Source organism: Shewanella sp. 125m-7 (assembly GCF_052977045.1).
Window position 1 is genome coordinate 117727 of the sequence record NZ_JBRILQ010000001.1, and the last position, 18844, is coordinate 136570.

Here is an 18844-nt window from a genome sequence, read left to right on the forward strand (position 1 = left end):
TTCAAACCATCACCTAGTTTGGTTTACCCCGGTTATTTATAGCCGGGGTATTTTTCTTTTTGGGGTTTGCCAAAGTTTAAACCGCATAGATTATTATTGACTGTTCTATTTATTAAACAGTTTCAAGCCTAGCGAAAACTCTAGTTTTCATACTCGCTATTGGCAACCTAGACGTTTAGCGATTGTGCTTTCCCCTTCAGTTTCCGCGATGTCAAACATAAGTCATTAGAACCATGATAGCTTGAATTAAGCGAGGAGCTTAAATCACATCTGCAGTGACATCTCTATTACAGAACAAAACACTTGAAAGTAGGGGCGTAACCACCTTAAGCTGCAGATAATACAGAGTAATATTTAAATTTTACTCTGCTTTGAAGAGCCATTTATTTTGCGAGATGAGTATTACATTGAATAAATTTATTAAGTCACTCTTTTCTCGTTCTGCTGACTCAGCACTACAAGCTACTTCACTACAAGTTACCCCACAGCAAGCCCCCTTGCATGAATACTCTTTTCAGCATTACCGTTTGTACTACGATGGGCTTATTCAACTGCAAATAGTAAACGCTTGTGGGCTCAATGTTGAACTGCATAGCCAATTTGAACTGCTTGGCAGTTGTAACTGTGAGCTCTTGTTGGCGGAGTGGCTTGATAATGAGCGCTTTATCGCTGTGGACTCAAGCGGTCAAATTTTTAGTGCTGTATTTAATGCTGCCAATTCAAGCAAGGTTAGCCTGTCAGCGATAGCATCGCTGCAACTGTACCCGACAGAAGATGCTTGCATCAGCAATGGTAAACTATGGATCGTTGGCGCTAAGCAAGGCGGGCGACGGAGCGCGAAGTCATTATTTTGTGTCGATATTGCGTTAGCGCAAGAGCGTGCCATAAATAGCCTGACAATGGTTAATGATCTTGAGCTCAATATGGCGGACATTACGCGATACGAAATGCCGTTTAAGTTTGTTAATGGCAGCATGGTTTGTGTCGCAGATAATGAATTTGTGTTCTACCAGCGCGAAAAGCGCAGAATGCATCAACTGCAAAGTTTTAACCCTCTCACTTCTGAAACCCAAATACATCCACTTGAGGGCAAGCCTGCACCTACCGAGATCTCGGTGCGTAACACCTTTTTTATGGATAAACGGCGTGGCATTGCACTGCTTGCTAATACCGAAACGCTTAGCATTGCGGCCCCTTCTGCGGAGGCTGCTGAATTATCCACTGAGGCTCTGAGCTTTAATTTTGTGTTACAGCTTATCGATTTTAAACAGAAAAAAGTGCATTGGAGTCGCTGTGTAAGATCGCTTAAACCATCGCAAATTTGCGCCGCTTATCAAGCTGAAGACTTGCTTGAGTCATTAACTGAAATTGCCAATGGCGATACCAGCTCAAGCCATCATGATGAGTTGCAAACCTTTATTGAGTGCTTAACATCGGCAAGTATCGCGGTTGATGGTCATAGTATTTGGCTCGGTTGGCAAGATGGCGTAGCGCAGCAGCTGTCGTTAACTGGGGAGCGCATATCGCCCGAGTTTAAACTGATGCAAGGTAGCAGCAATGGCAAGCTGCGCTCTGTACAAATCTTTGGGCATGAGCCTGTTGTGATTAAAGGCCAAATTGATAAGCAGTTGATAGTGGCAGTTGGTGAGCATGAAGATGCGCGTATTTGGCAGATGGAGCTGGCAGATAAGCTGGGAGCTCCCTCTACGAAACAGGCTGAAAGTCATCACAATACAGCTAGTGGATGTCAGAATCTGAACGAAAGCCACAAAGAAAGCCCTACTAACAGTGTTGTTTCAGTAGTCTGTCAGCAGGTGGAGTTCAGCTTAGCTATGCCGACCAAGCTAACAGTAGTACCTAGCTCGAATGGCCAGGTCGATCTTTGTCTTCAAGATGTCAATGATACTGAAGCAAAGATTAGCTCGCTTGAAAATCTTAATACTCTCATGCCTAAACTTGAGGCGCATTACCAGCAAGGTAAACAGACATCGCTATTCTTTGGCTTTGTTACTCAACAAGTCAACGGGTGTAGCGTCCAAAGTGAGTACGATCTGTTTGCTTCAGCAGCTTACGATGAAAAGGGTGCAGAGCTATTAGGGAGTATTATTAAGCAATTTGCTAGTTGGAACTGCGCCGCCGATTTGTCGGGACTGAAAGGTGCGCCAGTAATGGCCGATGCGGTGCTAGCTTTGGCAGATAAGCGACAGTATTTAGATGTTCTCGCCAAGTACTTTATCGCCATTGGTGGTCAAGAGACTATACATCCATTTCATGTGCATAGGACAATGGCAGTGATCAGGGAGCAACATGCAGATACTCCCGAGCTAGCAGACTTTATGGCGAAGGTACCTTGGCCTTGGAATGATGTCAGTTTTAGCGTGCCCAATGTTGGTGATTATGACTAAATGCTAGAACCTAGAACCTAGAACCTAGAACCTAGAACCTAGAACCTAGAACCTAGAACCTAGAACCTAGAAACTAGAACCTAGAACCTAGAACCTAGAAACTAGAAACTAGAAACTAGAAACTAGAAACTAGAAACTAGAAACTAGAAACTAGAAACTAGAACCTAGCATCCTTTATGGGCACGTAATGTTTCCATAAAGGGTTTTTATTGATTGCCCTTCTTAGAAACGACATGAGACGATGTGGTTGGATTCTTCATAATATGGCCACCTTTAAATCCCTTTATGGTGCCCATCGCTGCGATAATCCAAGCACAAATTAAACCGGTAAACAAAATAATCGCTGCCCACTCAAATGCCGGTAATCCAGTATGTAAGGCCAGTTGCGTTGTTCCTGTCACGCAAGTGCCTACTGGGAAGGTAAATGCCCACCATGTGAGTGCAAAGGGCATTTTCCTACGCAGGGCACGCAGTGTCAGTAAGCTTGCTAGTATCGACCAGAAAAAAGCAAATCCCCAAATAGGAACACCATAAAGAATTGCCATGGTATTCATTCCCGTTGATATTGGTTCATCGACAACAAGTAACGCCACGCTACCGAGGGCGCCCGCTGCAGTAATTGATTGCCCAAGAGGCCCTAATACAATCCAAAGGGTGGGAACGCGTGCGCTGCCAGATGTGCCAGAGTAAGCTAAGCGGCTCCAGATCATTGTGATAATTATTAGTGCACTAAGTAAGCTAATGCCAAACATGGCATAGCAGGCATAAAGAAGCGTTTGTTGTAGGGCAATACTTTCAGCATGGGGGATTAACATTGCACCGATAGCGGCAGAGACCATAGGGGGGACAACGGGCATCAACCAACCACCAAAAGCGGCGTCTTCACGGACCTGATGATGGGTAAAAAGATGAAATGGAATAACAACGGCGGTAACCAGTCCAAGCAGGGTGCCCACTATCCACAGGCTCCAAGCGAGTGTGATGGCTGTATCTGCTGCCATGATTTGCGCGCCGTATAAGAGCGTTCCTCCCGCTATGGTAAGCATCGCCATGGGAGGCGCGCCAAAAAATTGCGACATCACGGGATCGTTAAATTGCCGTTTGATAATGTGGGGCTTGGTAATGGTCTGAACTATTTTCAGTAATACCATAGCGACTAACATCAAGGATGCGAGTAACCAGATAATCAGCCCTATGGTGCTGAGGTGACTGCCAAACATTGGTAACCCGATAGCGGCGTTAGCGATGATGCCTGTTCCCATAACAGAGGCAAACCAGTTTGGGCTTATCTCAGTGCTTAGCTCAACTTGTGTATTCTCAGACATTCGTTCCCTTAACCGCAGCATGTTTATATTTATCATATTAAAACTAAGTTGTTTATGATGATAAGTACAATTTTGAATTGAATTTACTGCTTACTTAAGGCTGTAATCAACGGCTAAGGCGACGAAGCAGGTTAGAACATTTTTGGGCTGGTGCCTTTTGGTTAACTTCGAGATGAAAGAGGGCACAACATAATTGTGCCCTCTTTAGTTTAGATTTCTGTATTGCGCTAGAGCGACTGTGGCTAAGCTAGAGTGGCTGAGCTAGAGTGGCTGAGCTAGAGTGGCTGAGCTCGGCTGACAGGTTTGAATGATAATTAACAAAGTTATTATCAGAACTTATTAACTACTCTGTTCAATCCAAAGATCGATTTCACTTTCGAGTACATCTAACGGCACTGGACCATTTTTAAGGACTATGGTGTGGAAATCGCGAATATCAAACTTATCCCCTAATGCGTGCTGCGCCTTGTCTCTTAGGGCAAGCAACTTAAGCATACCTACTTTATAGGCGGTGGCCTGTGATGGCATCACAACATGGCGCTCAACCATCTTCACGGCATCTGATTTGGCGTTAGGCGTGTTAGAGACATAATATTCGATAGACTCTTCACGGGTCCACTTTTTAGCGTGAATTCCGGTATCAACGACCAAGCGACAAGCGCGCCAAAGCTCCATGGCTAAGCGGCCAAAGTCTGAATACGGGTCTGAGTACATGCCCATCTCTTTCGGGAAGTATTCACTGTACAAGCCCCAACCTTCAATATAAGCGGTGTAGCCACCAAATTTACGGAACTTAGGTACTCCATCAAGCTCTTGGGCGATAGCTATCTGCATATGATGACCCGGCGTGCCTTCATGGTAGGCTAGTGCCTCCATCTGATATTTTGGCATTGCTTTCATATCATAAAGGTTGGCGTAGTAAGTGCCTGGACGACTTCCATCTGGTGATGGATTATTGTAAAACGCCTTACCTGCTGATTTTTCTCTAAAGGCTTCAACTTGTTTAACGATCATCGGTGCTTGAGGCTTCACCTTGAACACTTCATCAAGTCTGCTGCTCATGGTATCAATTAGTGCGGTGGCCTCATCAAGATACGCTTTACGGCCTTTATCGTCATTGGCGTAATAGAACTGTTCATCTTCACGCATAAACTTGAAGAACTCGGTTAATGAGCCTTCAAAGTTAACCTTGGTCATGATATCGCGCATTTCGCTGTGAATACGCGACACTTCAGATAGACCTAGCTCATGAATATCATTGGCCGTCATGTCGGTTGTGGTCGTGCGAGCTAATGCATTGTTGTAATAAGAGTCACCTTGAGGGAACTTCCACGCGCCGTCACGAGTATCGGCTTTAGTTTCAAGCTGTGTCATGTAGGCGATGAGCTTGTCGTAGGCAGGTTTTACATCATTCACTAACGCAGATTTAGCATCTCGTAATAAGCTATCTTTGTCGCTATCGCTCAACTCAAGGCTTGATACTTTGCGTTTAAAGTCAGCCCATAGCGCGCTATCTTGTGCCTTATCGCCCTTATTAGACTCAGCTGTGAAAGGTGCGCCGGCCACGATGTTTTTGCTGTCGGTTATTACATAAGGGAACACAAACTTAGGCGCAATAATGCCCCTAGTTTCACGCGCTTCTAAGGCCGTTTGTAGTTGAGATAATCGCTTAGGCACCCCTTGTAGGCGGCTAATATAGGCTTTGGCATCTTCAACGTTGCCAATTTGGTGCTGGTTAATCAAGAAAGAGGCGATTTGTGAGTGGCCACCATACATCTGGTTGACCGGGTAGCTATGGTAACGCCACTTGTCATCTTTAATGCTTTGAGCAAGCTTTTGGGTTAATAGCTGATAGCTGAGTAGAGTCTGTCTATCGAGCTTACTTGGGTCGATGTTTTGTAGCTGGGTTAAGTGTTTTTTATCTCGTGCAAGGGCGGCATCATCGGCGGCATCACCCATCTCGTCCCATTTGTCATAGTCAGTTTTAATCCCTAGGTGCGTTTGTGAAATAGGGCTCGCCATGACATTTTCCATAAAAATGCTTTCAAACAATAGGTTGGCTTTTTCTGACTCGCTTTCTGCCTTATGAGCAACGCTCTCACTTGAACTTAATAATTGTACAGAGGATGAAGCGGCAATCGCTGTGGTACTAAATGTGGCAGTGGCACTAAATGCAATTGAAAGTGATAGGGCGATAAAGTTGATTTTTGTTTTTATAGGCATTTTGAGGCTTCCTTAGAATTATGATTGTTATCCTAAAGAAGCCGGCGGTTAATTTTTTGATCTAAGTGTTAGCAAATGTTTCACTATTAACCGATGTTAATATCTTTTCTATTGTATTCAACTGATTAAGATGTGCTCGTAAGAGAGTGTGCTCACTACAGAAACTGTGACAGCAGCTCATTGACGAACAGGTGGCCTTTACTAGTAAGCTGCCAATGATCATCCGACTCGGTCATCAAGCCTTTAGCGCAGGCTTGTTTTACTCCGTCAGTTATCGTCTCTCGTGATAAACCGGTGCGCTGCTCAAATTCCACTTTAGGAATAGGGCTCATTAGGCGCAAGCGATTCATTAAATACTCTAAGGCTCTATCTTCTTCAACTACCTCACTGGTTTCATAGGTGTAGTTATCAGCCGCTAAATAGCCTTTAGGGTGCTTAATCTTGACGGTACGAATAATCTTGTTGTCGCTAACGTTATTATCGTTAATTAGGGTGACTTTACCGTGGGCACCACAACCTATGCCAAGGTAGTCACCAAACTGCCAATAGTTAAGATTGTGTCTGCACTGATAGCCCTCTTTAGCGTAAGCCGAGATCTCATATTGCTGATATCCCAGCTCGGCTAGACGCTTTTGTCCCTGCTCGTAGATCTGCCACAAGTTTTCATCATCTGGTAACTGCGGTGGCTTAGAGTGGTATAAGGTATTAGGTTCAATTGTTAGCTGATACCAAGACAAATGCGGCGGTGCCAGTCCTGCTGCTGTTTCAATATCGGCAAGCGCCTCATCAAAACTTTGGTTTGGTAAGCCATGCATCAAGTCTAAGTTAAAGCTCTGGTAACCCGAGACTTTGGCTTTTTGCGCGGCGATATGCGCTTCATCTTTATTATGAATTCGACCAAGTAGATTAAGCTTGTCGGTTGAAAAGCTCTGTACGCCAATAGAAAGACGAGTCACACCGGCTTGGCAATAGGCTTCAAAATCATCATGTTCAAGGGTGCCAGGGTTGGCTTCCATGGTGATTTCAATATTGTCACTAAACGGAATAAGCGCGTCGACTTCACGCAGTAATCGACCAATATGCGCAGCATCGAATAAAGAGGGCGTTCCACCACCGATAAAAATCGTGTGTAGCTGTCTACCTTGTACATAATGCAGATCTTGTTTGAGATCCTTAATCAGTGCATCAACATATTCAGCTTGGGGTAACTCTCCATGCTGGCCATGGGAGTTAAAGTCACAATAAGGGCACTTTTGTACGCACCAAGGAATATGAATATAAAGGCTTAACGGTGGCAGGGTTAACATTAGTTAAAGATACCTTGTTGCTTCATGGCAGCAATTAATAACACTAATGCTTTACCACGATGGCTTAGTTTGTTTTTCTCGTCACTGCTTAGGTTCGCTGCTGCGCATTCGTGTTCAGCGGGAATAAAGATAGGATCGTAACCGTGACCGTTTTCACCTTCTGGAGCGAAGCCTATTGTGCCTTCCCATGATGCTTGGCAAATAATAGGGGTTGGATCTTTAGCGTGACGCATATAGACCAATACACACTGAAAGCGCGCATTGCGTTCAGTTTGACCTTCAAGTGCGTTTAACAGCTTAGTGTAATTTTGCTCATCTTTAGCCCCTTCGCCTGCATAACGCGCCGAATAAATACCGGGTGCACCTTGTAAAAAATCGACCTCAAGACCTGAGTCATCGGCAATGGCTGCAAAACCCGTCACTTCGGCGGCGTGTCTTGCTTTGATAATGGCATTTTCAACAAATGTAGTGCCAGTTTCAGGCACTTCAGATACGTTCAATTCGCTCTGAGCTAAGATCTCAACGCCGTAATCTGCCATCAATTCAGAAAATTCTTTAAGTTTACCTTTGTTGCCGCTGGCAAGGACGATTTGATTCATGGGGTGCCTATAAGATGAGTCATAAAATAATGGCGGCAATAATAGCCGAGATATGGGGTTTTCGATAGTAGCAACAGAATAAAAAACAGGGGCGCAATGCCCCTGTTTACTCATTATAAGCGGCAGTTATTCTACGTAGAATTTTTGTTTGAACGTGAGCGCGGTATTGAGCTTCTTACCGTACTTAATTGCGATTTTAAAGTTAATTTCTTGGTCATCACGATAAGGCACTTCGGCAATGTAGTAGATTGAATCACCCTCACGAATTTCTCTAAATTTTAAGTCGATTCTGGCATCGAGTAAGTTATTGGCGACGCCTGAGATCTCAACGGGTACGGCTGGATGACCTTTGACACTAGTATCGAGCACGGCAATATTAATAATGCCAGTGTAGCTACTGCGTTTGATGCCATAGGACTTGGCAATACTTGGGGTTAGAAAGGTGCTGCTGAGGGCGACATAGTGGATATCGTAATTACCCACTTTTTCTTTTTGTTCGGCAAATGCGTTGCTGCTTAAGCATAAACAGAGCATTAGCATAGTGGTTAAAGACCGTATCATATTCGCTTTCCTTAGGAAGATATCTTGGTAACAGTATAGAACTTAGTTGGACTAAGCGCCTTATACTTCCTATAAGTATAAGGTTACAAAAGGTTTTGTATTTCTGTTGGAATAAGTTTAGGCGCAGTAATCTTGACTTGTTTATGGCGTCCCATCTGGCCTTTCACTATGTCTATATCGCCTTTGGGCACTTTAAAGGCTTTAGATAGATACTTGGTTAAATGGGCGTTCGCTTTACCATCGATTGGTGGTGCAGTAATGGCTATTTTTATCTCTTCACCATGTAGGCCAACAATTTGGTCTCGACTTGCTTTAGGCTGAATATAAAGTTGAAGCAGCAGGTCACCCTGCTGCATTATCGCTGGAGTCACTAAACGCTAGCCCAAAATGGAACGTACTGCGCAAGTAAAATATTCAAGAAATTAAGGATAATCATCATTACCAGTAATGATAAATCTAGGCCACCCATTGGCGGTAATATGCGGCGAATAGGGGCAAGTAGTGGTTCAGTTAACTGGCCCATGACCATCTCAATCGGGTTGCTACCTTGGCTGACCCAACTTAAGATTGCACGTAGGATAAGCATCCAGAAAAGCAATACCCCCGCTTCTTTAACCACAGAGACTAGTGAGATAAGTAGCAGTGTCAGTACATCAATCGCTGCGCCAGCCATCAGGCTTAGGATGACAAACTTAAGGACCACAACCGATATCGCCAGTACGAAAGAGGCGGTATCAAAACTGCCGAAAGAGGGCAGTACTCGGCGTAATGGGCCTACAATCGGGTGGGTGGCTTTTACGATAAATTGGCTAAATGGGTTATAAAAATCAGCTTTGGCAAGTTGTAGCCAAATACGTAATACCACGACCATCAGGTATAGGTCGAATACCGTACCTATCAGAAAACTAAATGCATTCATCTGTTTACTCTACTTTTTACGTTAAATTTAAAAATTAGTACTGCTTTGCCATCTCTTCAGCGCGGGCGATGCAATTGTTCATTGCGCTATCGACTAAGCCTCGTAAATTACCTTTTTCAAACGTCTCAACGGCTTGCGCCGTTGTACCACCTTTTGAGGTGACATTGGCTCTGAGCTGGGCTAGGCTTAGCTCAGGGTTTTGCTTAACCATCAATGCTGCACCAAGGGCTGCTTGCTGCGCCATCTCTCTTGCCACCACTTCAGGCATACCGCCTTTAACTGCGCTTTCCACCATAGATTCTAAAAACAGGAAGAAATAAGCCGGAGAGCTACCAGCAAGGGCGATCACTTGGTTTAAATCATCTTCCTTATCGACCCAAACAACTTCACCGCCAGTGGCCATGAGTGTTTCGCAAATTGCTTTTTGCTCAGCAGATATCTCTTCACCTGCGTAAAGGCCTGTTAAGCCTACACCTATTTGCGTAGGAGTATTAGGCATAGTGCGTATTAGTTTGATCTCTTGCTTAAAATAATCACCATATCGTTTGGCGGTTACACCAGCGGCAATGGTAATAACTAGCTTATTAGACAGATCTAAGCCGCTTAGCTCTTCGCCAACAACTTGCATTAGGTGGGGTTTAACACCAAGCACGATAACATCGGCAGTTTTAGCTGCTTGAAGATTGTTATTGGAAACCTTGATGCCAAAGTCGCTGACCATAGCATCTAGCTTTGGTTGACTTGGGTTGGTTGCCTCAATAAGTTTAGGGTTGTAACCACTGTTAACTAAGCCGCTGACAATGCTGCGAGTCATGTTGCCAGCGCCAATAAAGCATACTTTCTTTTGTGTCATGAAGATCTCTTTTTGTTTTAGTTTGTGTGGCTACTTTGTACTGCTTGGTATTAGTCATTAATATCTGGGCAAAACCCTAAAACTCAAGTGGTTTGCAGATAATTGTATGACGCTTGTAATCATGTTCATATTGCGATTATTTGCCAAGCACTTTTATGTTAAAGCTTATCTGGTTATGCCTTATTGTAATCTCGGGCGCCAAATATCGCACTGCCTATGCGTACCATGGTCGAACCGTGAGCGACGGCTAACTCTAAATCATCACTCATGCCTACAGATAAGGTATCGACACTATCAAAACGCTTAGCGAGCTCTGTATAAAGGCCTTGTAACGCTGAAAGTTCAGCCGCTGCGGTTTGTTCATCAACGTCGGCCGAGGGGATCGCCATCAGGCCGCGTAATGTCAGCTTAGGTAATTGCGCTATTTTTTCTGCAAGGTCAAATACATCATCTACAGCCACCCCTGATTTACTGGCTTCTTGGCTAATGTTGACCTGAATACATACATTGAGTGCTGGCAATGATTCAGGGCGTTGTTCGCTTAAGCGTTGAGCGATTTTTTCACGCTCAAGTGTATGCATCCAGTCAAACAAGCTTGCGACTATTTTGCTCTTGTTAGATTGCAGTGGCCCAATAAAGTGCCATTCGATATCTGGATACGCTTCGCTAAGCGCATTTATCTTAGATTCCCCCTCTTGCACATAGTTTTCGCCAAAGCGACGTTGTCCGGCTTGGTAGGCTTCGATTATGTATTCATTGGGCTTGGTCTTGCTCACGGCCAATAGTTGTACATCTTCTATTCGGCGAGAAGCGTTTTGCGCTGCTTGAGCGATTCGACGCTGGGCGATTGCGAGTCTGTCTGTTATTGTTGTCATGTTGTAAGTTTTTGGTTGAATGGATATCCCAAACTATGGAAATCACAGAGTTACTTGCCTTTAGTGTAAAACACAATGCGTCAGATCTACACCTTTCAGCGGGTGTTTCTCCCATGATCCGTGTTGATGGTGAAGTGAGAAAGATTAACTTGCCTGCTTTAGACCATCAAGGTGTGCATAGCCTAGTCTATGACATCATGAATGATAAGCAGCGTAAAGATTATGAAGAACATTTAGAAATCGATTTTTCGTTTGAAGTTCCAGGGCTTGCACGTTTTCGTGTTAACGCCTTTAATCAGTCTCGTGGTGCGGCTGCGGTTTTTCGTACCATTCCGAGTGATATCTTGAGTTTAGAGCAGTTAGGTGCGCCTGAAATCTTTAAAAAGATCTCCAGCTTTCCCCGTGGTTTAGTGCTCGTTACCGGCCCAACGGGCTCAGGTAAGAGTACCACCTTGGCGGCGATGATCGATTACGTCAATGACAACCGCCATGATCATATTCTAACGATTGAAGATCCGATAGAATTTGTGCATCAAAATAAACAGTGTTTGATTAACCAACGTGAAGTGCACCGCCATACTCACAGCTTTAACGCCGCGCTACGAAGCGCATTGCGTGAAGATCCTGATGTGATCTTAGTGGGTGAGATGCGAGACCTAGAAACCATCCGGCTAGCAATGACCGCAGCGGAAACGGGTCACTTGGTATTTGGTACCTTGCATACGACCTCTGCTGCTAAAACGATTGACCGTATCGTTGACGTATTTCCAGAAGGTGAAAAAGGCATGGTAAGAACCATGTTGTCTGAATCTTTGCAGGCTGTTATCTCTCAGACCTTGATTAAAAAGGTGGGCGGTGGCCGTGTTGCTGCTCACGAGATCATGATGGGAACTCCTGCTATTCGTAACCTTATCCGTGAAGATAAAGTCGCGCAGATGTATTCGGCAATCCAAACGGGTATGGCTCATGGTATGCAGACCCTTGACCAGTGTTTACAGAACTTGGTTAACCGCGGTCAGATCACCCGTGAAGATGCCATGGCTAAGAGCTCGAATAAACAAGCGAACTTTTAGTAAGTCGTAATAAGTATATAGGAATAGTTAGTCTATGGATGTTCGTCCTTTTCTAAAGGTGATGATTGAACGTAAGGCATCGGATCTGTTTATTACTGCAGGTTTTCCGCCAAGCGCCAAGGTTGATGGTGAGCTGCGTCCTCTTGGGGAAAACCCGTTTACTCCGGCGCAGTCGTTAGACTTTGTTGAGTCGTTGATGACAGAGGCACAGAAGTTGGAGTTTCACGAGTCTCGTGAATGTAATTTTGCCTTCGCCGCACAAGATTTGGGCCGATTCCGTGTCAGCGCCTTTTGGCAACGTGAAGCCCCTGGTTGTGTGATGCGCCGTATCGAGACCAAGATCCCTGAGGTCGATGAGCTAATGCTGCCCCCGATCCTTAAAGACTTAGTGATGAGTAAACGTGGTCTGGTGATCATGGTGGGCGGTACTGGCACAGGTAAGTCAACTTCACTTGCTGCTTTGGTTGGTTATCGCAATAACCATGCACGTGGGCACATTTTGACTATTGAAGATCCGGTGGAATTTGTACATGACCACAGGCAGAGCATTATTACGCAGCGTGAAGTCGGTATCGATACTGAGTCCTTTGATGCCGCACTTAAGAGCTCACTACGTCAGGCTCCTGATGTGATTTTGATTGGTGAAATTCGTAGTCAAGAAACGATGGAGTTTGCACTGTCGTTTGCAGAAACGGGTCATCTATGTATGGCGACCTTGCACGCTAACAACGCTAACCAAGCACTCGACCGTATTATGCATCTAGTGCCTGAAAGTAAGCACCATCAATTATTATTTGATCTGTCATTAAATTTACGCGGCATTGTAGCCCAGCAACTGGTGCCTAAGAGTGATGGCACTGGACGACGAGCGGCGATTGAGGTGTTAATTAACACCCCTCGAGTGGCAAGTTTGATTGCTAAAAATGAGCTGCATTTGCTTAAAGATACCATGGCAAAATCAAATGAGCAGGGAATGCAGACATTCGATCAAGCCCTGTTAAAGCTCTACACAGATGGTGAAATTAGTTACGCTGATGCATTGCATCACGCTGACTCGCCAAATGACTTACGCTTGATGATTAAGTTACAGAGTTCAGATCCCGCGAGCAGCAGCTCAATGGACGGTGTGACACTCAATTTAGATTAATTAATAGCTGTTTAATAAAAAACTGGCAATATCCTGTATTGCCAGTTTTTTTGTGAGTAGAACCGATCCTAAAACAGATTGAAACGTATCAGCTGTAAAATTTAAACATTAAGGAGTTATCTTGGCTAAGTATTCAGGGCTGAGCAAGGACGTTGGGCATAGAAAGCGCGGTAAAACAGGGGTGTTGTTAGTTAATTTGGGGACACCCGATGAGCCGACCGCGTCTGCTGTTAGACGCTATCTAGCGGAGTTTCTAGCTGACCCTCGTGTGGTTGAGATCCCAAAGTTGGTTTGGATGATCATCTTGCACGGTATTATTTTACGTGTGCGCCCAGCAAAATCTGCAGCGCTTTATAAGCAGGTGTGGACTGAGCAAGGTTCGCCCTTGATGGACATTACTCGCCGCCAAACTCAAAAGTTGGCTGAGTATTTTTCAAAAGAGGGCAGTGAGGTATCGGTCGATTTTTGTATGCGCTATGGCTCGCCGTCAGTTTCATCGACTCTGCAAAGGATGCATAAGGAGGGGGTAGACAAAATAGTGGTATTACCGCTTTACCCTCAATATTCAGCACCTACAACGGCATCGGCTTTCGATGCGATAGCCAAAGAGTTGGCAAGCTGGCGTTACCTACCTGCGCTGCATTTTATCAATACTTATCATGATAACCCTGACTTTATTGATGCCTTAGCAGCGTCCATTGCCAAAGACTTTGAACTGAATGGTCAGCCACAAAAATTAGTGCTCTCATACCATGGTATGCCAGAGCGTAACCTGCATTTAGGTGACCCTTATTACTGCTTTTGCATGACAACGACTAAGCTGGTGGTTGAAAAGCTAGGACTGAGTGAAGAGCAATATATAACAACATTCCAATCTCGCTTCGGTAAAGCTAAGTGGTTAACGCCTTATACTGATGCGACAATGGCTGCTTTACCTGGTCAAGGTATTAAAGACATTGCTGTTGTTTGCCCAGCCTTTAGTGCCGATTGTCTAGAAACTTTAGAGGAGATTGCGGGGGAGAACCGTGAAATCTTTGAAGAATCTGGTGGTGAACAATATCGTTATATTGCAGCGCTAAATGATGATGACGCTCATATTAAGATGATGGCGAATATCGTTAAACCGTATATTTAAGCTTATACCTGCGTGTGATACAAAAAGGGAGCGACTCATTCAATAGTCGCTCCCTTTTTAATATTGATGTGGGTTACTCAGATTTTGCTCCGAATTACAGATATTGATTCTCGAAATAACTTTCAATAATTAATACCGCTGACATGGCATCGACTTGACCTTTGGTCAGTGCCTTGTAACCACCCATTTCAAAGAGTCTGGCTTTGGCATCGGCAGTGGTGAGACGCTCATCTTGAGTCTCGACTTTTATGCCAAAACGGCCATTTATTCGGTTAGCAAATTTTCTGGCTCGTTGAGTCATCTCTTGTTCTGTGCCATCCATATTGAGTGGTAGACCGACAACAACAAGATCAGGTTTCCATTCGGTGATGAGTGCGCCAATTTCATCCCATTTTGGAATACCATCGACCGCTTTAATTGATAATAGAGGTCGTGCACTCGCAGTGAGCTCTTGACCAATAGCGATACCAATACTCTTGGTACCGTAATCAAATCCTAAGACGCTTTTATCGCCCATCTCTGTGTATTCCTATGTATTTATGCTACTACAGTACCGATTACGGTAATCATGCATGGCCTGTGAGGTTAGAGAGTTGCCAAATATCGAAACCGAGGGATTCAGTTGCTTGTTGCCAGCGCTGCTCGTGCTCAACCTCAAATAGTAACTCTGGGGTTGCTGGTATCGATAACCAGGTATTTTCGATGATCTCTTGCTCTAATTGGCCACGTGTCCAGCCAGAATAGCCGAGGGCAATTAAGAACTTATCTGGTGCCTTGTCTGACCCTAAACAGGTTAGAACATCTTGTGAGGTGGTTAGCATGATTTCATCGCTGACCGCTTCACTATTGGTCCAGCAATCTTGAGTGCTATGTAGTACAAATCCGCGCTCAGGGTTAACCGGGCCGCCAATTAACACTTCTGCAGCTAAAGAGTCGATAGCATCAGGCTCGTCCACGAGCTCCATTTGCTCCAAAAGCTCATCAACAATGATGCCGCTGAGCTTATTAACAACAATCCCCATTGCACCTTTTTCGTTGTGTTCACAGATATAGATCAGTGAGCGCTCAAAGTAGGTGTCCTGCAAAGATGGCATAGCAATTAGAAAGTGATTTTGTAAACTGTCCATAGACTTTTCCATATAAAATAGCGTTTAGCCACCCGCTAATTTGACAGTGTAATTAAGCTTTTCGAGCAAGGTTTTAACCAGCTCTCTGTTATCGGTTTGCACTTCAATATTGAAGTCCTTTACCGTACCACCACAGCCGCATTGTTTTTTCAGTTTTTGTGCCAAGGCTTTTAATTCTTTCTCTTGTAAACCTAGGCCCTTAATAACTGAAACCCCTTTGCCTTTGCGACCCTTGCTGTCGTTATGAATTCTGACAATTCCATCTCCTTCAGGAGCGGATAGGATCTCTTTTTCGGGGGCTATTCTACCGCTATCAGTGCTGTAGACTAAAGATACGTTTGGATCGGATTTCATATAAATGGTCGCTGGTTAACTTATGGCTGCAGTTTAGCAAAGTTGCTGGCGTTACGGGAGAGGAGGAGAATAGAAACTTGTCTGTTTGCTAAGCCAAGTGTTGGCCTAGCAAACAAAAAGATTACAGGTATAGCGCAAGCTCGATAAGGAGCGATGCAAAGGTTAATGTGGCAAGGGGCGCCAAATACTTATGAGCGCTTGGCAAGGCAATAGAGCAAGAGGTCAACACAAAGCCAATTGCTGTACCTGCAAAATGGGTAGTAGGGGCGCTTGCAATTGCAATAATGACCCAGCTAAGCACAACTAACGGCAGTATGACTAATGAGTATTTACTAAGTTTGTCTATTGATGATGCATCGGGTGCTGAGTTTTCCATTACTTTTTCAGAGGTAATTAAAAACACGATAGATGCGATAGTAAACGCTGCGACAAACCAAAGCATAATGACTCACTTAAATTATTTAACTGATAATCATTATCATTAAGGTGGTTTATTAAGTCAAGCATAATGACAAGAGTATTTACTAAAATTGAGTTGTAGATTAATAGATTGCTCTGTAAGCTGGCTTAATAAGTGCTCAAAAGATTATTGTTGGAGAAAACATGAAGAAGCTATTGGTTGTCATTGCTGCACTGGCATTAAGTGCATGTAGTTCCCTTAAAACAAGCTCAGATTATGATCCCGGTGTAAACTTTTCAGATGTGAAGACGTTTGCTTGGGTTGAAAAGAAAACCGCTGATGCGACTTATCATTTAGATGGACTGATGGACCAACGCGTTCGTCAAGCTGTGGATGATCAGCTGCAGTTAAAAGGGCTAACAATGACTGATGCTGCGACAGCAGATGTTTTAGTTAACTACTTAACTAAGGTCGACAAGAAAATCAATGTCGATACCTTTAATACTAACTATGGTTATAACCCATATTATGGCCCAGGCTGGGGTTGGAGTGGCGGCGCTGGTCATAGCCAAACCACGGTTCGCGAATATGAAGTGGGTACTTTAATTCTAGATATGGTGGACCGCAATACTGGGAAGCTTATTTGGAGAGGCTCTGTTGCTGATACGATGCGCGACAAAGATACACCAGAAGAGCGTGTAGAAGTGGTTAACGAAGCGGTCGCTGCGTTGCTACTCAACTACCCGCCAAAGCCTGAAGGCAAGTAAGCTGCTTGTATATGAGCTAATTTGTTGTAAGTTAGCCCAAATAAGAAAAACGGCCAAATGGCCGTTTTTTGTTTTATGGCGCTACGCCACCTTTTTATACTGCTGGTTTAATACACTCTGTTTGAGTTAATTGAGCAAGTTTCTCATCAAGACTCTTAGCTGACGGTTAAGTGGGTTATCTAGTCGGCACTTATGCTGGATAATATCGACATTGGCTTGCCAACCGAGCTGCTCAAAATCAATCTTAAGCTTACACAGCTGCTTTTCTGCAATGGCTTGCTCACACATATGCTGTGGTAGCAAGGCCCAGCCAAAACCTGCTTTCGTTAACTCAAGCAACATGTAGTAGTTATCTGCATGCCACACATCCGGAGAATGAGGAGTATTAAACCAACCTTTTTGGTTTGCTTTAGAACCAATCACTAACTGTCGATGCAGCTTAAGTACGTCAATATGAGATGAGGTCGACTGTGCAAGAGGATGATTAGGGCTTACCAGTAATTCAAACTTCACGGTACCTAATGACTCGAAATCTAAGCTCTCGGAGTAAGTGAGTTCACTGAAAACGATACCTAAATCGGCTCGTTTGCTATCGACCAGATGAATGATATCTAAGCTCGAAGCACATAAGAGCTCAAGCTCGCATTCAGGATATTGATTCGACAAATTACTGAGCATCGCAGTAAATCTGTCATAGGGGATCCCCTCGTCCACGGCGAGCGTGAGCTTTAAGTCCTCCAGCTCATCGAGTGCGGCAACTTGCTGGTTAAGTCGTTGGTGTTGAGCAAGCACAGCTTTTGCTTGGGGCAGTAGTTGCTCCCCTGCGCGAGTCAATACCGGGTAGCGGTGGCTTCTATCAAACAAAGTCTGATTCGTATCGATTTCGAGGTTAATGATGTGCTGGCTAATGGCCGATTGCACCTTGCCAAGCTTTCTGGCCGCAGCAGAAAAGGAGCCTGTCTCAACGGTTGTTACAAATGAGTAGAGCTGTTCAATCGTCAACATATCAGTAAAAGTGATGGTATCTAATTTTTAAGTATCGTAATTAAAGATGATAATGGCTGCAAGTAAATTTTAGGACGCATCATCATGACATTTAAAGACAGAATCATTCACGCCATTCTTTTTGAAGCTATCGCGTTGGCGATTATTGTCCCTGTAGCATCAATGCTATCAGGGACTGAGGCAACCTCTATGATAGCGGTTGGTGTTGGACTGAGCCTTTTTACCGTTGTGTGGAATTACTTTTACAATATCTGGTTTGATAAACAGTTTGGTGCAGACAGGATTAATCGTGGCTTGAAGGTGCGCATTGCACATACTTGCGGTTTTGAAGGTGGGTTAATATTCATTACAGTCCCTGCGATTGCGTGGTTTTTAGAGTTGACACTCCTGCAAGCTTTAGCGATGGAAGCGGCATTTTTAGTGTTTTTCTTCTTCTATGCCGTTGCTTTTAACTGGTGCTACGACAATATAAAACTTAGGTTGAAGATGGCAAGCTAGTGCTTTTTTAAAACGTGAAAAGCCGTTACTACTGAGTAGTAACGGCTTTTTTTACACCTTGGTTTTAGTTAATCCCGCGGTTTTATGAGATAAGAATAGATCCAAGTTAAATCGAAAAGTGCTAAAAGTTTACTATTATTGTAATGCTTAAGTTAATTATTTGGCTGTGTTTTTAGATTGTTTGACGTAAAATGCTGTTTGCTTAACCTGTGATGGTGAGGGATAGATATCACTTGTTAAAACGAACATCTCTAGTCAGATATCAGGCTTA

At 44.1% G+C, this 18844-nt stretch carries 20 protein-coding genes; 6 read left to right on the top strand and 14 right to left on the bottom strand.

Features of this window, described 5'->3' with window-relative positions; all coding sequences use genetic code 11:
* The first annotated feature begins 407 nt into the window (after window positions 1–407).
* Window positions 408–2405, top strand: a complete 1998-nt coding sequence (locus ACVBIL_RS00560) for a hypothetical protein (protein ID WP_447165045.1) — start codon at window positions 408–410, stop codon at window positions 2403–2405.
* Window positions 2406–2611: 206 nt separating this feature from the next.
* Here ACVBIL_RS00560 and ACVBIL_RS00565 read toward each other — a convergent pair whose 3' ends face one another.
* From ACVBIL_RS00565 to ACVBIL_RS00605, 9 genes are all read right to left on the bottom strand, one after another.
* On the bottom strand, window positions 2612–3730 hold the full coding sequence (locus tag ACVBIL_RS00565; protein WP_447165046.1) for a TDT family transporter: 1119 nt from the start codon (window positions 3728–3730) through the stop codon (window positions 2612–2614).
* Between the two features lie 339 nt (window positions 3731–4069).
* A complete protein-coding gene (locus ACVBIL_RS00570; protein ID WP_447165047.1) occupies window positions 4070–5953 on the bottom strand; it encodes a DUF885 domain-containing protein in 1884 nt (627 codons plus the stop codon).
* 155 nt (window positions 5954–6108) lie between these two features.
* Entirely contained in the window at window positions 6109–7260 is a 1152-nt protein-coding gene (gene hemW / locus ACVBIL_RS00575) for a radical SAM family heme chaperone HemW (RefSeq protein ID WP_447165048.1), read from the bottom strand.
* A complete protein-coding gene (rdgB, locus tag ACVBIL_RS00580; protein ID WP_447165049.1) occupies window positions 7260–7859 on the bottom strand; it encodes an RdgB/HAM1 family non-canonical purine NTP pyrophosphatase in 600 nt (199 codons plus the stop codon). Before rdgB ends, hemW begins: the two co-directional genes overlap by 1 nt.
* Before the next feature lie 126 nt (window positions 7860–7985).
* On the bottom strand, window positions 7986–8420 hold the full coding sequence (locus ACVBIL_RS00585) for a DUF4426 domain-containing protein (RefSeq protein WP_447165050.1): 435 nt from the start codon (window positions 8418–8420) through the stop codon (window positions 7986–7988).
* A gap of 83 nt (window positions 8421–8503) precedes the next feature.
* Window positions 8504–8776 (bottom strand): DUF167 family protein YggU, encoded by a 273-nt coding sequence (gene yggU, locus ACVBIL_RS00590; RefSeq protein ID WP_447165119.1) that lies wholly within the window; start codon window positions 8774–8776, stop codon window positions 8504–8506.
* Between the two features lie 14 nt (window positions 8777–8790).
* Complete coding sequence (locus ACVBIL_RS00595; protein WP_447165051.1) at window positions 8791–9339, bottom strand: YggT family protein; 549 nt, start codon at window positions 9337–9339, stop codon at window positions 8791–8793.
* A 34-nt stretch (window positions 9340–9373) separates the two neighbouring features.
* Complete coding sequence (proC, locus tag ACVBIL_RS00600) at window positions 9374–10192, bottom strand: pyrroline-5-carboxylate reductase (RefSeq protein ID WP_447165052.1); 819 nt, start codon at window positions 10190–10192, stop codon at window positions 9374–9376.
* A 173-nt stretch (window positions 10193–10365) separates the two neighbouring features.
* Window positions 10366–11067 carry a YggS family pyridoxal phosphate-dependent enzyme gene (locus ACVBIL_RS00605; RefSeq protein ID WP_447165053.1) on the bottom strand — a complete coding sequence of 234 codons (702 nt, stop codon included), beginning with the start codon at window positions 11065–11067 and terminating at the stop codon, window positions 10366–10368.
* Window positions 11068–11102: 35 nt separating this feature from the next.
* Between ACVBIL_RS00605 and ACVBIL_RS00610 the strand changes: the two genes are divergently transcribed.
* The 3 genes from ACVBIL_RS00610 to hemH all read left to right on the top strand — a co-directional run bounded on the left by ACVBIL_RS00610 (window position 11103) and on the right by hemH (window position 14422).
* Window positions 11103–12140, top strand: coding sequence for a type IV pilus twitching motility protein PilT (locus ACVBIL_RS00610; protein WP_447165054.1), 1038 nt, complete (start codon window positions 11103–11105; stop codon window positions 12138–12140).
* Window positions 12141–12174: 34 nt separating this feature from the next.
* Complete coding sequence (locus ACVBIL_RS00615) at window positions 12175–13287, top strand: PilT/PilU family type 4a pilus ATPase (RefSeq protein WP_447165055.1); 1113 nt, start codon at window positions 12175–12177, stop codon at window positions 13285–13287.
* A gap of 121 nt (window positions 13288–13408) precedes the next feature.
* Window positions 13409–14422, top strand: coding sequence for a ferrochelatase (gene hemH / locus ACVBIL_RS00620; RefSeq protein ID WP_447165056.1), 1014 nt, complete (start codon window positions 13409–13411; stop codon window positions 14420–14422).
* Window positions 14423–14516: 94 nt separating this feature from the next.
* Here hemH and ruvX read toward each other — a convergent pair whose 3' ends face one another.
* The 4 genes from ruvX to ACVBIL_RS00640 all read right to left on the bottom strand — a co-directional run bounded on the left by ruvX (window position 14517) and on the right by ACVBIL_RS00640 (window position 16345).
* The gene (gene ruvX / locus ACVBIL_RS00625) at window positions 14517–14939 is read right to left on the bottom strand and encodes a Holliday junction resolvase RuvX (RefSeq protein ID WP_447165057.1); all 423 of its coding nucleotides are present in this window, start codon (window positions 14937–14939) and stop codon (window positions 14517–14519) included.
* 49 nt (window positions 14940–14988) lie between these two features.
* Complete coding sequence (locus tag ACVBIL_RS00630; RefSeq protein ID WP_447165058.1) at window positions 14989–15549, bottom strand: YqgE/AlgH family protein; 561 nt, start codon at window positions 15547–15549, stop codon at window positions 14989–14991.
* Window positions 15550–15573: 24 nt separating this feature from the next.
* Entirely contained in the window at window positions 15574–15903 is a 330-nt protein-coding gene (gene yciH / locus ACVBIL_RS00635) for a stress response translation initiation inhibitor YciH (protein ID WP_447165059.1), read from the bottom strand.
* A 121-nt stretch (window positions 15904–16024) separates the two neighbouring features.
* Window positions 16025–16345 (bottom strand): hypothetical protein, encoded by a 321-nt coding sequence (locus ACVBIL_RS00640; protein WP_447165060.1) that lies wholly within the window; start codon window positions 16343–16345, stop codon window positions 16025–16027.
* A 161-nt stretch (window positions 16346–16506) separates the two neighbouring features.
* Between ACVBIL_RS00640 and ACVBIL_RS00645 the strand changes: the two genes are divergently transcribed.
* On the top strand, window positions 16507–17070 hold the full coding sequence (locus tag ACVBIL_RS00645) for a DUF4136 domain-containing protein (protein ID WP_447165061.1): 564 nt from the start codon (window positions 16507–16509) through the stop codon (window positions 17068–17070).
* Window positions 17071–17196: 126 nt separating this feature from the next.
* On the opposite strand, the gene ACVBIL_RS00650 is transcribed toward ACVBIL_RS00645, so the two are convergent.
* Window positions 17197–18075 (bottom strand): LysR family transcriptional regulator, encoded by an 879-nt coding sequence (locus ACVBIL_RS00650; RefSeq protein WP_447165062.1) that lies wholly within the window; start codon window positions 18073–18075, stop codon window positions 17197–17199.
* A gap of 84 nt (window positions 18076–18159) precedes the next feature.
* Here ACVBIL_RS00650 and ACVBIL_RS00655 point away from each other — a divergent pair, with 84 nt between their 5' ends.
* The gene (locus ACVBIL_RS00655; protein WP_447165063.1) at window positions 18160–18573 is read left to right on the top strand and encodes a PACE efflux transporter; all 414 of its coding nucleotides are present in this window, start codon (window positions 18160–18162) and stop codon (window positions 18571–18573) included.
* The last annotated feature ends 271 nt before the right edge of the window (window positions 18574–18844 follow it).

Excerpts from the sequence above, each read along its gene's own strand:
- ACVBIL_RS00610 (WP_447165054.1), top strand. The coding sequence starts at position 11,103 with ATGGAAATCACAGAGTTACTTGCCTTTAGTGTAAAACACAATGCGTCA.
- yciH (WP_447165059.1), bottom strand. The coding sequence starts at position 15,903 with ATGAAATCCGATCCAAACGTATCTTTAGTCTACAGCACTGATAGCGGT.
- rdgB (WP_447165049.1), bottom strand. The coding sequence starts at position 7,859 with ATGAATCAAATCGTCCTTGCCAGCGGCAACAAAGGTAAACTTAAAGAA.
- ACVBIL_RS00565 (WP_447165046.1), bottom strand. The coding sequence starts at position 3,730 with ATGTCTGAGAATACACAAGTTGAGCTAAGCACTGAGATAAGCCCAAAC.
- ACVBIL_RS00605 (WP_447165053.1), bottom strand. The coding sequence starts at position 11,067 with ATGACAACAATAACAGACAGACTCGCAATCGCCCAGCGTCGAATCGCT.
- yggU (WP_447165119.1), bottom strand. The coding sequence starts at position 8,776 with ATGCAGCAGGGTGACCTGCTGCTTCAACTTTATATTCAGCCTAAAGCA.
- ACVBIL_RS00655 (WP_447165063.1), top strand. The coding sequence starts at position 18,160 with ATGACATTTAAAGACAGAATCATTCACGCCATTCTTTTTGAAGCTATC.
- proC (WP_447165052.1), bottom strand. The coding sequence starts at position 10,192 with ATGACACAAAAGAAAGTATGCTTTATTGGCGCTGGCAACATGACTCGC.
- ACVBIL_RS00650 (WP_447165062.1), bottom strand. The coding sequence starts at position 18,075 with ATGTTGACGATTGAACAGCTCTACTCATTTGTAACAACCGTTGAGACA.
- ACVBIL_RS00630 (WP_447165058.1), bottom strand. The coding sequence starts at position 15,549 with ATGGACAGTTTACAAAATCACTTTCTAATTGCTATGCCATCTTTGCAG.
- ACVBIL_RS00585 (WP_447165050.1), bottom strand. The coding sequence starts at position 8,420 with ATGATACGGTCTTTAACCACTATGCTAATGCTCTGTTTATGCTTAAGC.
- ruvX (WP_447165057.1), bottom strand. The coding sequence starts at position 14,939 with ATGGGCGATAAAAGCGTCTTAGGATTTGATTACGGTACCAAGAGTATT.
- ACVBIL_RS00640 (WP_447165060.1), bottom strand. The coding sequence starts at position 16,345 with ATGCTTTGGTTTGTCGCAGCGTTTACTATCGCATCTATCGTGTTTTTA.
- ACVBIL_RS00615 (WP_447165055.1), top strand. The coding sequence starts at position 12,175 with ATGGATGTTCGTCCTTTTCTAAAGGTGATGATTGAACGTAAGGCATCG.
- hemW (WP_447165048.1), bottom strand. The coding sequence starts at position 7,260 with ATGTTAACCCTGCCACCGTTAAGCCTTTATATTCATATTCCTTGGTGC.
- ACVBIL_RS00645 (WP_447165061.1), top strand. The coding sequence starts at position 16,507 with ATGAAGAAGCTATTGGTTGTCATTGCTGCACTGGCATTAAGTGCATGT.
- ACVBIL_RS00595 (WP_447165051.1), bottom strand. The coding sequence starts at position 9,339 with ATGAATGCATTTAGTTTTCTGATAGGTACGGTATTCGACCTATACCTG.
- ACVBIL_RS00570 (WP_447165047.1), bottom strand. The coding sequence starts at position 5,953 with ATGCCTATAAAAACAAAAATCAACTTTATCGCCCTATCACTTTCAATT.